At 64.2% G+C, this 13,966-nt stretch carries 10 protein-coding genes; 9 read left to right on the plus strand and 1 reads right to left on the minus strand.

Annotation, left to right across the window (positions count from 1 at the left end):
- Nucleotides 1-71: 71 nt before the first annotated feature.
- The 9 genes from ACODSM_RS20455 (at nucleotide 72) to ACODSM_RS20495 (ending at nucleotide 12,112) form a co-directional block, all read left to right on the plus strand.
- Nucleotides 72-983 carry a LysR family transcriptional regulator gene (locus ACODSM_RS20455; RefSeq protein WP_488806699.1) on the plus strand — a complete coding sequence of 304 codons (912 nt, stop codon included), beginning with the start codon at nucleotides 72-74 and terminating at the stop codon, nucleotides 981-983.
- A 305-nt stretch (nucleotides 984-1,288) separates the two neighbouring features.
- Nucleotides 1,289-2,083: a putative hydro-lyase gene (locus tag ACODSM_RS20460; RefSeq protein ID WP_488806722.1), complete on the plus strand. Its 795-nt coding sequence runs from the start codon at nucleotides 1,289-1,291 to the stop codon at nucleotides 2,081-2,083.
- Nucleotides 2,084-2,107: 24 nt separating this feature from the next.
- Entirely contained in the window at nucleotides 2,108-3,073 is a 966-nt protein-coding gene (locus tag ACODSM_RS20465; RefSeq protein WP_488806700.1) for a TRAP transporter substrate-binding protein, read from the plus strand.
- Between the two features lie 110 nt (nucleotides 3,074-3,183).
- On the plus strand, nucleotides 3,184-3,693 hold the full coding sequence (locus ACODSM_RS20470; protein WP_056640579.1) for a TRAP transporter small permease: 510 nt from the start codon (nucleotides 3,184-3,186) through the stop codon (nucleotides 3,691-3,693).
- Between the two features lie 21 nt (nucleotides 3,694-3,714).
- A complete protein-coding gene (locus ACODSM_RS20475) occupies nucleotides 3,715-5,013 on the plus strand; it encodes a TRAP transporter large permease (protein ID WP_488806701.1) in 1,299 nt (432 codons plus the stop codon).
- Between the two features lie 42 nt (nucleotides 5,014-5,055).
- A complete protein-coding gene (locus ACODSM_RS20480) occupies nucleotides 5,056-6,021 on the plus strand; it encodes a TRAP transporter substrate-binding protein (RefSeq protein WP_488806702.1) in 966 nt (321 codons plus the stop codon).
- 31 nt (nucleotides 6,022-6,052) lie between these two features.
- The gene (locus ACODSM_RS20485; RefSeq protein WP_488806703.1) at nucleotides 6,053-6,601 is read left to right on the plus strand and encodes a hypothetical protein; all 549 of its coding nucleotides are present in this window, start codon (nucleotides 6,053-6,055) and stop codon (nucleotides 6,599-6,601) included.
- A 49-nt stretch (nucleotides 6,602-6,650) separates the two neighbouring features.
- The gene (locus ACODSM_RS20490) at nucleotides 6,651-10,304 is read left to right on the plus strand and encodes a hydantoinase B/oxoprolinase family protein (protein WP_488806704.1); all 3,654 of its coding nucleotides are present in this window, start codon (nucleotides 6,651-6,653) and stop codon (nucleotides 10,302-10,304) included.
- A gap of 134 nt (nucleotides 10,305-10,438) precedes the next feature.
- Nucleotides 10,439-12,112, plus strand: a complete 1,674-nt coding sequence (locus tag ACODSM_RS20495) for a methyl-accepting chemotaxis protein (protein WP_488806705.1) — start codon at nucleotides 10,439-10,441, stop codon at nucleotides 12,110-12,112.
- Between the two features lie 96 nt (nucleotides 12,113-12,208).
- Here ACODSM_RS20495 and ACODSM_RS20500 read toward each other — a convergent pair whose 3' ends face one another.
- Nucleotides 12,209-13,909, minus strand: a complete 1,701-nt coding sequence (locus ACODSM_RS20500; RefSeq protein WP_488806706.1) for an electron transfer flavoprotein-ubiquinone oxidoreductase — start codon at nucleotides 13,907-13,909, stop codon at nucleotides 12,209-12,211.
- Between the last annotated feature and the right edge of the window lie 57 nt (nucleotides 13,910-13,966).

Raw genomic sequence — 13,966 nt, forward strand, 5'->3', positions numbered from 1 at the left:
GCAGTGCGCCCGTCTGGGCAGTGCGCAGAGCTGTTTGAGTAAAAGCACACCCAGCCCTTCCGAAGAACACCATGAACCTGCGTTTTGTCGAAGCCTTCTACTGGGTGGCCTCTCTCAAGAGCGTGACACGCGCTGCCGAGAAGCTGTTTCTGACCCAGTCCGCCATGTCCAGCCGCATCTCCGCGCTCGAAGAAGAGCTGGGCGTGCTATTGCTGGACCGGCGCGACAAGCATTTCAAACTCACGGTGGCCGGTGCCCGGTTCCTGGTGTATGCCAAGCGCATGCTGGAGCTGCAGCGCCAGCTCAAATCCGAGATGGGATCGGGCGGACCGTTGGAGGTGTCGATCCGCCTGGGGGCCATCGAATCGGTCTTGCACTCATGGCTCATTCCGTGGGTGGAACAGCTGCGCAAGGACAACCCGTTGCTGGAGCTGGAGCTGACGGTGGAGACCACCCCGGTGTTGCTCGACCAGGTCCGCCGCGGCACGCTGGATGCCGTGTTCGCGGCCCTGCCGGCGGCGGCGGATGGCATCCGTAGCCAGGCGGTGACGCCCATGGAGATGGTGTTTGTGGGCAACAGCAAAACGCACCGCAAGCGTCGCTATGCGCTGGAAGATTTTGCAGGCGCTGACATCCTGACTTTCCAGCGCGGCTCGCAGCCGCACGTGTCCCTGCTCGACACGTTGCGCCAGGCCCAGGTAGAGCCGCGTTGCGTGCACACCATCTCGTCGATTTCTGCCATGGTGCAGTTGGTGCAAGGCGGCTTTGGCGTGGCCACGCTGCCACGTCTGGCAGTGCAGCGCCTGCTGGCGTTCCCTGACTTGCGAGCCCTGGCGTGCGATACGGCATTGCGGCCACTGCCCATTCACGTGAGCTACCGCGAAGACCCTTCATCGCCCGCCATGGAGGCCGTGGTGCGTTCGGCGCTGGACTTCATTGAGCAGCAACAGCCCGCGCCAGCCCGCCGCCCTCGCAAGGGCTGAGCCTTCTGTCAAAACATCTCGACGCACCCTGGCGGGTGCGCTCGGCATACGTTTTTTTCTCCGGCATTCCAATGGTCCGGTGGCGTCAGGGTTTACCCGTAAATTTTCTCTCGGGGTTTTCCCTTGGCACCAAGATGGTTCGCATCTCCCCAATGGAGTGCATGGAAAAAATCGATGACGTGATAGAAATTTTTTGAATTTGCCAGGGTCGTTCACACCCCAACACAATCTGCCCAACGTCATGCAATTGACATTTCTCAATGCAAGGAAAAACGGTGGACTTCGTTCAAGAAAATTCGCTCGCGGTGTTTGGCCCTGAAGGTGCCAGCAACCCGATCCATGTCCGTGACACCATCCGCAAGGGCCTGTGGACATCGCACACCAGTGGCCTTGCAGATGGCCATGTTCAGGGCAACGTCGTCATCCTGCCCGAGGTGCTCGCCAGTGACTTCCTGCGGTTCTGTCAACGCAACCCCAAGCCTTGCCCTGTGCTGGCGGTCAGTGAGCCCGGACAGTTCACCTTGCCTTCACTGGGCAAGGGCATCGACATTCGCAGCGATGTGCCGCTCTATCGCATCTGGCGTCACGGTGAAATGTCGGAAGAGGTGGCGGACATCGCCAGCCTCTGGCGCTCTGACTTGGTCACCTTCGTTCTCGGTTGCTCGTTCTCGTTCGAGTTCGCATTGATCGAGGCAGGCATCCGCCTGCGCCACGTCGAGGAAGGCAAGAACGTAGCCATGTTCCGCACCAATGTGCAAACCGAGCCGGCGGGCCCCTTCGGTGGCCCCATGGTGGTGACCATGCGTCCCATGCCTGCAGCAGATGTGATTCGGGCGGTGCAGGTCACCTCGCGGTTTCCCAATGTGCACGGCGCACCGGTGCACATTGGTGACCCGGCTCTCATCGGCATCGCCGATCTGTCCCGGCCCGACTATGGCGATGCCGTAGCGCTGATGCCCGGTGAGATCCCTGTTTTCTGGGCCTGCGGTGTCACACCCCAGTCCGCCATCCTCAGCGCCCAACCGGCCTTCTGCATCACCCATGCCCCGGGTTGCATGCTGATCACCGATCTTCTCAACCACCAACTCGCCAGCTTCTAAGCGGCTTACCCCAGGAGTCTCCCCATGAAAAAATTTGCACTGTGTATGACGGCTGCCCTCAGCGTGTGTGCGGCCCAGGCCCAGGTCAAGTGGGACCTGCCCACCGGCTACGGCGCCAATAGCTTCCAGACGCAGAACGTGCAGCAGTTTGCCGATGAAGTGGACAAGCTCACCGGCGGCAAGCTCAAGATCACCCTGCACCCCGGTGGTTCGCTGTACAAGGCCAACGAAATCAAGCGCGCGGTGCAGACCGGGCAGGTGCCTTCGGCCGAGTTCATCCTGTCGGGCGCTACCAACGAGAACCCGCTGTTTGGCGTGGACTCCATCCCCTTCCTGGCGACCACCTATGCAGAGTCCAAACGCCTGTACCTGGCCGCCAAGCCCGCACAAGAGAAGCTGCTGGCCGCCCAGGGCGTGAAGGTGCTGTTCTCGGTGCCATGGCCCGGCCAGTCGCTGTATTCGCTCAAGCCGGTGAGCACGCCTGCAGACTTTGCGGGCACCAAGATGCGCGCTTACAACCCTGCCACCACGCGCATTGCCCAGCTGCTCAAGGCGCAGCCTGTGACGATCCAGCTGTCGGAGCTGGGCCAGGCCCTGGCGACCAACACGGTGCAGAACTTTCTGACGTCGAGCGCCAGCGGCGTGGAGTCCAAGCTGTATGAGCAGGTCAAGTACTTCTACCCTGTCAGCGCGTGGCTGCCGCGCAATGCCACTGTGGTGAACCAGAAGGCCTTTGACGCCCTCGACAAGCCTCTGCAGGACGCGGTGCTCAAAGCCGCAGCTGCCGCCGAAGAACGCGGCTGGGCCACCAGTGAACGTGTGGACAAGGAGTTCATCAAGGAACTGTCGGCCAAAGGCATGTCGGTGGCCGAGCCCAGCGACAGCATCAAGAAGGAGCTGGCGAGCATTGGCGAATCCATGACCGCCGACTGGGTGAAATCGGCCGGGGCCGAGGGGCAGGCCATCATCGACGCCTACCGCAAGAAGTAGTCGCGTCTGGACATGTCAGAAGGCCCCCACGGGGCCGGGTAGCGCACCGCGCGCTACCCCCTCAATCTCGTTACCGCTCCCCCTCTTTTCAAGCGTTACAGGAGTACGCCATGGACAAGCTCGTCCGAAATTTTTACAGGCTGCTGATGCTGCTGTCCGGCCTGTCGATGCTGGCCGCGTTCGGCGCAGTCACGCTGGGCGTTTTTGCCCGCGAAGTCATCCACCTCAACATCGACGGGCTCGATGCCTACGCGGGTTACGCCATTGCCGCCGCTTTGTTCTTTGCGCTGCCCAGCACGCTGCAAAACGGCGATCACATCCGCGTGACGCTCATCCTGGACAGGCTGCCCGCCCGCTGGCGCAGTGCCTTCGAGTGGTTCTGCCTGGTCAGCGCGCTGGTGCTGTCCGTGTACATCGCCTGCTATGCCGTGCGTTCGGTGTGGATCTCTTACATCACCCACGACATTTCGCCAGCGGCCGACGCGTCTCCGCTGTGGATTCCGCAGATCAGCATGGCCATGGGCTGCATTGGTTTTGCGCTGGCGTTTGCCCATGCGCTGGTGTTGCGCTTCCAGGGGACGGCCTTCATGGCTGTGTCCGAAGCCGCACGTTCCGAATAACCCGATCCAGGAGACCTCATCATGGACGTCATCATCGCTTTGGGTCTGATCGTTGTGCTGTTCGCTGTGCTCGGGTCGGGCCTGTGGATCGGCCTGTCACTGCTGGCAGTGGCTCTGGTCGGCATGGAGCTTTTTACCAACCGGCCGGTGGGCGACAGCATGATGCTGACCATCTGGGGGTCGACCTCCAGCTGGACGCTGACGGCTTTACCGCTGTTCTTGTGGATGGGCGAGATCCTGTTCCGCAGCAAGCTGTCGAGCAGCATGTTCAAGGGCCTGGCGCCCTGGCTGGAGCGTTTGCCCGGCCGCCTGCTGCACGTCAACGTGGTGGGCTGCACCATCTTCGCCGCCATCTCGGGATCATCGGCCGCCACTTGCGCCACCATCGGCAAGATCACGCTGCCTGAACTCAAGCAGCGCGGCTATCCCGATGACATCTCCGTGGGCACGCTGGCCGGTGCCGGCACTCTCGGCCTGCTCATTCCGCCTTCGATCATCATGATCGTCTACGGCGTGGCGGCGAACGTATCGATTTCCAAGCTGTTCCTTGCGGGGGTGATTCCGGGGCTGATGCTGGCTGCGCTGTTCATGGGCTACATCATCGTGTGGGCCTTGTTCAACAGAGACAAGGTGCCTGCGCCTGACGCCCGCCTCAGCTTTGTGCAAAAGCTGTATGCCTCCCGCCACCTGATTCCCGTCGTGTCGCTCATTGTCGTGGTGCTGGGCGCCATCTACAGCGGCATTGCCACCGCTACCGAAGCTGCGGCGCTGGGTGTGGCCGGGTCGTTGATCCTGGCCAAGATCGAGGGTTCGCTGAACTGGGAGCGCTTCAAGGAAGGGCTGGTCGCCGCCTGTCGCGTGTACTGCATGATCGGCCTCATCCTGGCTGGTGCCGCGTTCCTGACGCTGGCCATGGGCTTCATTGGCCTGCCACGGCACCTGGCCGAGTTCATCGGGGCGCTGCACCTGTCGCCCTTTGCGCTGATGCTGCTGCTCATCGTGTTCTTCATTGTGCTGGGCTGCTTCCTGGACGGCATCTCCATGGTGGTGCTGACCATTGCGGTGCTGCTGCCCACGGTGGAGGCTGCAGGCTTTGACCTGGTGTGGTTCGGCATCTTCATCGTGCTGGTGGTCGAGATGGCGCAGATCACGCCGCCCGTGGGCTTCAACCTCTTCGTGTTGCAGGGCATGACGCGGCGCGAAGTGACCTGGATTGCACGCACGGCCTTGCCTCTGTTCGCTCTGATGATTGTGGCCGTCGTGATGACGTACTTCGTGCCCGATGTCGTGCTCTGGCTGCCACGCCAGATGCAGGGCTGACCCCCCGCACCCACGCCTGAAACGTCCGCACAGGAGTTCCCCATGAAGACCTTGGTGTTGTTGGCCGCGTTCGCCGTGGCCCCGGTGCTGCACGCCCAGACCCAGTGGAAGCTGGCCACGGGCTACCGCGCGGACACGTTTCATACCCGCAATCTCGTGCAGTTTGCGCAGGATGTGGAGCGTGCCTCTGCAGGCGCTCTGCGCATCGAGGTCCATGCCAACAACGCCTTGTTCAAGCTGAACGAGATCCCCCAGGCCGTGCAGGAGGGTAAGGCCCAGGCGGGAGAGACCATCATGACCACCCTGGTGCGGGACATCCCCATTGCGGGGGCGGATGCCGTGCCCTTTGTGGTGCGCAGCTATGCCGACGCGCGGCGCATGTGGGACGTGCAGCGCCCGTTGATCGAGTCGCACATGGCCAGCAAGGGGCTCAAGGCGCTGTACGCCGTGCCCTGGCCGCCGCAGGGGCTGTTCTCGATCAACCCCGTGCGCTCATCCGCCGACTTCAAGGGCACGCGCATGCGCACCTACAACCCCGGCACCGTGCGCATTGCCGAGCTGCTGGGCGCTACGCCCGTGGATGTGCCGATGGTGGAAGTCAACCAGGCTCTGTCGGCGGGCAAGCTCGATTCCATGATCACTTCGGCCCTCACGGGGGTCGAGAACCAGGTCTGGGGCCAGATCAAGCAGTACTACGGCATCAACGCCTGGTTTCCCAAGAACATCGTTTTTGTGAACCAGCAGGCTTTTGACGCGCTGCCTGCACCCACACGCCAGGCGGTGACCAAGGCTGCCGCCGAGGCAGAAACGCGCGGCTGGGCCATGAGCGCTGCGGTGGCCGAAGAGTCGGTGGCCGAGCTGCAGCGCAAGGGCATCAAGGTGGATCGTGCGCCAGCAGATTTTGATGCCGAACTCAAGCGCCTGGGCGAACGGTTCTCGCGCGAGTGGGTGCGCTCTGTGGGCAGCGAGGCCAACCAGATCTTCATCCCGTACTACACGCAGCGCTGACCTTTCCTGCACGCCTTTCAGGAGAAGCACCATGCACACACCCTCGGACACCATCGAGATGTACCTGCGCGCCAAGGATCTCAATCGCCCGCACCTCATTGCGCAAGCCTTTGCCGGTGGTGCGCTGCTGCAGATGGAAATGCGCCAGGGCGACGAGCAGGCCCCAGCATGCACCCTGGGCCGCGAGGCCATTGCCGAGACCCTGGTGCGCAACTTTGGCCGCGCTTACGAAAACGCCTACACCTTCTGCCTGACCGAGCCTCCAGCCCCGGCCTGCGCCGACTTTCACTGCCTGTGGCTGTCGGCCATGACGGCCAAGGACAACCGCGCCGTGTGTGTGGCGGGCGGCCAATACCACTGGCGATTTGCCCCCGGCAACCGCCTGGCGCAGGAGCTTCGCATCGTGATCGACACCATGCAGACCCTGCCGCCCGCCGACATCTTGCCCGTGATGGCCTGGGCCGCTTCGCTGGCAAGCCCCTGGTGCCCTGTGGAGCGGGCTCTGGCCACCGCACCCCCCATTCCTGCCGTGTGGCAGGTCATGCAAAGGCTGGCCCCCGCCCACCTTGCCATCGCCTAGCCACACAGCCACCACCTCTTTCCATTTTTTTATCTCGGAGCCACTACACATGACCACCATGACACCCCAAACGCACACCCCACGCTGGCAGTTCTGGATCGACCGGGGCGGCACTTTCACCGACATCGTGGCCAAGCGGCCCGATGGCTCCCTGACCACCCACAAGTTATTGTCCGAGAACCCCGAGCAGTACAAGGATGCCGCCGTGGCGGGCATCCGCCACCTGCTGGGCCTGAAGCCTGGCGAGCCCGTCACGCCCGCGCTGGTGGAGTGCGTGAAGATGGGCACCACGGTAGCCACCAACGCACTGCTGGAGCGCAAGGGCGAGCCCACGCTGCTGGTCACCACACGCGGCTTTCGCGATGCACTGCGCATCGCTTACCAGAACCGCCCGCGCCTGTTTGACCGCCACATCCAGCTGCCCGAGCTGCTCTACACCGAAGTCATCGAGGCCCGCGAACGCATGGGCGCCCATGGTGGCGTGCTGCAGAACCTGGACGAAGCCACTTTGCGCGGTGACCTGCTGGCCGCCTATGGTCGCGGGCTGCGCAGCGTGGCCATTGTGTTCATGCACGGCTACCGCTACACGCAGCACGAGCAGGCGGCCAAGCGCATCGCCCAAGAAGTGGGCTTCACTCAGATCAGCACCTCGCACGAAACCAGCCCCATGATGAAGTTCGTGAGCCGGGGCGATACCACGGTGGTCGATGCCTACCTGTCGCCCATCCTGCGCCGCTACGTGGAGCAGGTGGCCAGCGAGATGCCGGGCGTTAAGCTGTTCTTCATGCAGTCCTCGGGCGGGCTCACCGATGCGGGCACGTTTCAGGGCAAGGACGCGATCCTGTCCGGCCCTGCAGGCGGCATCGTCGGCATGGCGCGCACAGCGGGCCTGGCCGAGCACGAAAAGGTCATCGGCTTTGACATGGGCGGCACCAGCACCGACGTGAGCCACTACGCGGGTGCCTTTGAGCGCGAGTTCGAGACCCACGTGGCGGGCGTTCGCATGCGCGCTCCCATGATGAGTATCCACACTGTGGCGGCGGGCGGTGGCTCGGTGCTGGCCTACGATGGCGCCCGTTTCCGCGTGGGCCCCGAGAGCGCCGGTGCCAACCCCGGCCCTGTGAGCTACCGCCGGGGCGGCCCCCTGGCCGTGACCGATGCGAACGTGATGGTGGGCAAGGTGCAGCCCCGTTATTTCCCCAGCGTGTTCGGCCCCGCAGCCAACGAAACGCTGGACGCTGACGCGGTGCGCGCCCGCTTTGAAGAGATTGCGACGCAGACCCAGCGCAAGCCCGAAGAAGTGGCCGAAGGCTTCATCCAGATTGCCGTGCAGCAGATGGCCAACGCCATCAAGAAGATCAGCGTGGCGCGCGGCTATGACGTGACGCGCTACACCCTGCAGTGCTTTGGTGGTGCAGGCGGCCAGCACGCTTGCCTGGTGGCCGATGCCCTGGGTATGTCGCGCGTGTTCGTGCACCCCTTGGCTGGTGTGCTCAGCGCCTACGGCATGGGCCTGGCTGACCAAACGGTGATCCGCGAGCAGGCGGTGGAGATGCCGCTGGCGGCTGAATCTCTGCCCTTGATCGCCGAGCGCCTGGATACGCTGGGCGCTGCCGCGCAGGCCGAGCTGGAGCGCCAGCAGGTCAGCACCAACCCCGTGCAGGTGCGCCACAACGTGCATGTGCGCTACGAGGGCACGGACTCGGCCCTGGTCGTGCCGTTTGGCGACATGGCCTGCATCCAGGCAGCCTTTGAGGCCGCCTACCGCCAGCGTTTTGCCTTCCTCATGGCGGGCAAGGGCCTGGTGGTGGAGGCGGTGTCGGTCGAAGCCATGATTGCCGGTGACGCCCCTGCCGAGCCGCGCCTGCCCGTGCACCCGCACCGCAAGCACCCGCAGCGCGAGGTGGTCCAGATGTACTCGGGCGGCGCCTGGCACGACGCGGCCCTGGTGGTGCGCGAGGACCTGCACCCCGGCGACGTGATCCCCGGCCCGGCCATCATTGCCGAGAAGAACACCACCACCGTGGTGGAGCCTGGCTGGTCTGCGCGCCTGACCGATCTGGACCACCTAGTGCTGGACCGCGTCACTGCCCGCAAGGTGCAGTACGCCGCAGGCACCACGGTGGACCCGGTGCTGCTGGAGGTGTTCAACAACCTGTTCATGAACATTGCCGAGCAGATGGGGTTGCAACTGCAGAACACGGCGTACTCGGTCAACATCAAGGAGCGTCTGGACTTCAGCTGTGCGCTGTTTGACGCGGCAGGCAACCTGATCGCCAACGCGCCCCACATGCCCGTGCACCTGGGGTCCATGGGCGAGAGCATCAAGACCGTGATCCGCGAGAACGCGGGCAAGATGCACCCGGGCGACGTGTACATGCTCAACGACCCGTACCACGGGGGCACCCACCTGCCGGATGTGACGGTGATCACCCCGGTGTACGTGGCCGAGGGCAACGAGCCCACGTTTTATGTGGGTAGCCGGGGCCACCACGCGGATATTGGCGGCACCACACCGGGCTCCATGCCCCCGTTCTCCACACGCATCGATGAAGAAGGCGTACAGATCAACAACGTGAAGCTGGTGGACCGGGGCATCTTTCTGGAAGAGGAAGTGCGCACCCTGCTGGCCACGGGCGGCGGCACCACGCCATACCCCAGCCGCAACCCGCAGCAGAACCTGGCGGACCTGCGCGCACAGATCGCTGCGAACGAAAAGGGCGTGCAGGAGCTGTCGAAGATGGTGGACCAGTTTGGCCTGGATGTTGTGCAGGCCTACATGCGCCATGTGCAGGACAACGCCGAAGAGTCCGTGCGCCGTGTGATCACGCAGCTCAAGGACGGTAACTTCACCCTGCCGCTGGACAACGGCGCGCAGATCAGCGTGTCGGTCAAGGTCAATGTGGCTGAGCGCAGCGCGGTCATCGACTTTGCAGGCACCAGCCCGCAGCAGATGAACAACTTCAACGCCCCGCGTGCGGTGTGCATGGCGGCCGTGCTGTATGTGTTCCGCACGCTGGTGGACGACGACATCCCGCTCAACGCCGGCTGCCTCAAGCCCCTGCAGGTCATCATTCCGCAAGGCTCCATGCTCAACCCCAACCCGCCGGCCTCGGTGGTGGCGGGCAATGTGGAGACCTCCACCTGCATCACCAACGCGCTGTTTGGCGCCCTGGGCGTGATGGCGGGCAGCCAGCCCACCATGAACAACTTCACCTTCGGCAACGCGCAGTACCAGTACTACGAAACCATTGCCGGTGGCAGCGGTGCGGGTGCGGTGCTGGACGCCTCGGGCCGTGCGGTGCGCGGCTTTGACGGCACCAGTGTGGTCCAGACCCACATGACCAACTCGCGCCTGACCGATCCCGAGGTGCTGGAGTTCCGCTTCCCGGTGGTGCTCGACAGCTACGAGATCCAGCGCGGCTCGGGCGGTGCAGGCCGTTGGGCGGGCGGGGACGGTGGCGTGCGGCGCGTGCGCTTCCTGGAAGCGATGACGGCCAGCATCCTGTCCAACGGGCGACTGAACCCCGCCTTTGGCATGGCGGGCGGCCAGCCCGGCAAGCCCGGTGCCAACCGCGTGCTGCGTGCCAACGGCCAGGTGGAGGAACTGGGCCACATTGGCGCGGCGCTGATGGAGCCGGGCGATGTGTTCGAGATCGCCACCCCCGGCGGTGGCGGCTTTGGCGAATGTGTCACGTCCTGATGTGATGGATTACTGACCCACCCGGTGGGACCAGTGCTGTGTGCTGCGAGTCAGCGAGGACCCACGGTGCACGGCGCTGGCCACCACCGGCTTCCACCCCCGCACGGTGCGGGATATGAAACAGGAGAACGCTCATGAACAATTTGCCCGCCACATCCGGGGCGCCTGGCGGCGCCGCCTTCTCCGCCGCACCAGCAGGCGCGGAGTTCAGCCGTGCCGTGCCAGACGCTGCCGCTCAGAGCCCAGCACCTGCCCGGCGCCGCCGGACTCTGAGCGTGGGGCAAAAGCTGGCGGCCAGCTTTGGCATCCTGGGCTTTGCGGTGGCGCTGCTGGGGGCCACCACCTGGCTCACAGGGCAGGACACAAGCCGCCAGGCCACGTTGCTGACCACGGAGCAACTGCCCATTGAGCGCACCGTGCGTGACTGGAAAACCCAGTCGGTCTATATCGGCCAGATTGCGTTGCGCGCCACGTTGTCGTCCGATGTGTTCCCCTTGGTGGCCGAAATGCGCAACCAAATCGCTGCCGAAGACGCGATGCGCAAGCGCATTGATGAAGCGCTGACCAAGGCGTCTTCCAGTGAGAGCGCGAGGCCCCTGTGGGCACAGGCCCAGGCCGAGCGCCAGAAATACGCCGTGCTGCGGGACGCGCTGGTGCAGAACGCCCTCGAAGCCAAGATCATCAGCCAGAAGGAGCTGCAGGAGCACGCCGCCGCGTTGACCCAATACCTGCGGTCCATCGACCAGTTGCTCGCGGCGTCGGAGCAGTCCTCCCTGAACGCGGGCGACAGCATGATTGCCGACGCATCCCGTGCGCAATGGATCAGCGCCGTGGCGGTGCTGGTGGTGGTGGCGCTGTCGGCGCTGTTTGGCTGGCTGCTGCGGCGCTCCATCGTGTTACCGCTGCGCCAGGCCTCCGAGGCGGCCGCTGTGGTGGCGCAGGGCGACCTCACGGTGCGCATGCCAACCCAGCGCACCGACGAGATCGGCCAGCTGCTCACTGCGCTGGACAAGATGGTCGAGTCACTGCACTACGTGGTGACCGAGGTGCGTGACTCGGGCGAATCCATCCATGTGGCCAGCTCCGAAGTGGCCGCAGGCAACACCGATCTGAGCATGCGCACCGAGCACGCGGCGAGCAACCTGCAGCAGACGGCGGCCAGCATTGCCCAACTGGCGCAGATGGTGGCCGCCAATGCCGACAGCACGCGCCAGGCCAACGCGCTGGCGCTCAACGCCACCGAAGTGGCCAGCAAGGGGGGCGAAGTGGTCAACCAGGTGGTCAAGACCATGGAAGAGATCAATGCCAGCAGCAAGAAGATCGCCGACATCGTGGGCATCATCGACGGTATTGCGTTCCAGACCAACATCCTCGCGCTCAATGCGGCCGTGGAGGCGGCCCGTGCGGGCGAGCAGGGGCGCGGCTTTGCCGTGGTGGCCAGCGAGGTGCGGGGCCTGGCCGGGCGCAGCGCCAATGCGGCGCGCGAGATCAAGGCGCTGATCTCCACCAGCGTGGACAAGGTGAGTGACGGCGCCCGGCTGGTGGTGACAGCAGGGTCCACGATGGGCGACATCGTGCAAAGCGTGGAGCGTGTGACCACGCTGATGTCGGAGATCAACGAGGCCAGCAGCGAGCAGAGCACGCAGATCGGCCAGGTGAGCCAGGCGGTGGACCAGCTCGACCACATGACGCAGCAGAACGCCGCGCTGGTGGAGCAGGGCGCCGCAGCGGCCCAGAGCCTCAAGGACCAGGCCAACCGGCTGGCGGGTGCGATGGGGCAGTTTCAGCTCACGCGCGCAGCCGCATGAGGAGGGGTATTGCGCTGCAGATCGGACTGATTTTCATGAAAAAGGGCCTGCAGTGCAGGCCCTTCAAGCGCAAGGTGCTATGAATTTTGACGGTGCTTACATGCCCGCGTAGTTCGGGCCACCGCCGCCTTCCGGCGTGACCCACACGATGTTCTGCGTGGGGTCCTTGATGTCGCAGGTCTTGCAGTGCACGCAGTTTTGCGCGTTGATCTGCAGGCGCTGGGCCTCGCCGCCCTTGGTCGTGTCGGGCACAAACTCGTACACACCCGCCGGGCAGTAGCGTGCCTCGGGGCCGGCGTACTTGGCCAGGTTGATGTTGACCGGCACGCTCGGGTCCTTGAGCGTGAGGTGGGCGGGCTGGTTCTCTTCGTGGTTGGTGTTGCTGATGAATACGCTGGAGAGGCGGTCGAACGTGAGCTTGCCATCGGGCTTGGGGTAGACGATGGGCTTGCACTCGGCGGCAGGCTTCAGGTACGCGTGGTCGGGCTTGTCGCGGTGCAGCGTCCAGGGGATGTGGCCGCGCAGCACAAACTGCTCAAAGCCGTTCATCAGCGTGGCGGTGGTCAGGCCGTACTTGAACCAGTTCTTGAAGTTGCGGTCCTTGTTCAGCTCGGTATGCAGCCAGCTCTTTTCGAAGGCTTCGGGGTAGGCGGTCAGCTCGTCGTGCTGGCGGCCTGCCACCACGGCGTCATAAGCGGCTTCGGCGGCCAGCATGCCGGTCTTGATGGCGGCGTGGCTGCCCTTGATGCGACCCACGTTCAGGTAGCCCGCGTTGCAGCCCACCAGTGCGCCGCCCGGGAACACCGTCTTGGGCAAAGCGTTGATGCCGCTGGCGTTGATGGCGCGCGCGCCATAGGACAGGCGCTTGGCGGTGATCTCGCCCTTTTCGTTTTCGAAGTAGTAGCGGACGTTGGGGTGTGTCTTCCAGCGCTGGAATTCTTCGAACGGACTCAGGTAGGGGTTGGCATAACCCAGGCCGGTGACGAAGCCCAGGGCCACCTTGTTGCCCTCCAGGTGGTACAGGAAGGCACCGCCGTAGGTGTCGTTCTCCATGGGCCAGCCGGCGGTGTGCATCACAAAGCCGGGCTGGTGCTTCTTGGGGTCGATTTCCCACAGCTCCTTCACGCCGATGCCGAAGCTTTGCGGGTCGCGGTCCTTGTCGAGGTGGAACTTGGCGATCAGCTGCTTGCCCAGGTGGCCGCGTGCGCCTTCGGCAAACACGGTGTACTTGCCTAGCAGTTCCATGCCCAGCTGGAAGTTCTCGGTGGGCTCGCCGTCCTTGCCAATACCCATGTTGCCGGTGGCCACGCCCTTGACGGAGCCGTTGTCGTTGTAGAGCACTTCAGCGGCCGTAAAGCCGGGGAAGATTTCCACGCCCAGGGCTTCGGCCTGTTCGCCCAGCCACTTGGTCAGGTTGCCCAGGCTGATGATGTAGTTGCCATGGTTCTGCGCAAACGGCGGCAGGAACATGTTGGGCACACGGAAGCCCGACTTTTCGCTCAGGAAGATGTAGGCGTCGTCGGTGACGGGCTGGTTCAGCGGAGCGCCGCGCTTTTTCCAGTCGGGGATCAGCTCGGTCAGGGCCTTGGGGTCCATGATGGCGCCCGACAGGATGTGTGCACCGGGCTCGGAGCCTTTTTCCAGCACCACCACCGAGACGTCCTGGCCTTTTTCGGCCGCCAGTTGCTTCAGGCGGATCGCAGTGGCAAGGCCGCCAGGGCCGCCGCCAACGACCACCACGTCGTATTCCATGGATTCGCGGGGGCCGTATTGGGCGAGGATTTCTTCGTTGGTCATGGGCTTCTCGTCGGGCGTTTGATAATGGATTATTTTCTACAGAGCGCCGACCGCGCC

The organism is Acidovorax sp. FG42, from assembly GCF_057809195.1.

What these genes read in the sequence shown, in the direction of transcription:
- ACODSM_RS20455 (WP_488806699.1), top strand. Translation starts at nt 72, where the DNA reads ATGAACCTGCGTTTTGTCGAAGCCTTCTACTGGGTGGCCTCTCTCAAG.
- ACODSM_RS20465 (WP_488806700.1), top strand. Translation starts at nt 2,108, where the DNA reads ATGAAAAAATTTGCACTGTGTATGACGGCTGCCCTCAGCGTGTGTGCG.
- ACODSM_RS20470 (WP_056640579.1), top strand. Translation starts at nt 3,184, where the DNA reads ATGGACAAGCTCGTCCGAAATTTTTACAGGCTGCTGATGCTGCTGTCC.
- ACODSM_RS20475 (WP_488806701.1), top strand. Translation starts at nt 3,715, where the DNA reads ATGGACGTCATCATCGCTTTGGGTCTGATCGTTGTGCTGTTCGCTGTG.
- ACODSM_RS20480 (WP_488806702.1), top strand. Translation starts at nt 5,056, where the DNA reads ATGAAGACCTTGGTGTTGTTGGCCGCGTTCGCCGTGGCCCCGGTGCTG.
- ACODSM_RS20485 (WP_488806703.1), top strand. Translation starts at nt 6,053, where the DNA reads ATGCACACACCCTCGGACACCATCGAGATGTACCTGCGCGCCAAGGAT.
- ACODSM_RS20490 (WP_488806704.1), top strand. Translation starts at nt 6,651, where the DNA reads ATGACCACCATGACACCCCAAACGCACACCCCACGCTGGCAGTTCTGG.
- ACODSM_RS20495 (WP_488806705.1), top strand. Translation starts at nt 10,439, where the DNA reads ATGAACAATTTGCCCGCCACATCCGGGGCGCCTGGCGGCGCCGCCTTC.
- ACODSM_RS20500 (WP_488806706.1), bottom strand. Translation starts at nt 13,909, where the DNA reads ATGACCAACGAAGAAATCCTCGCCCAATACGGCCCCCGCGAATCCATG.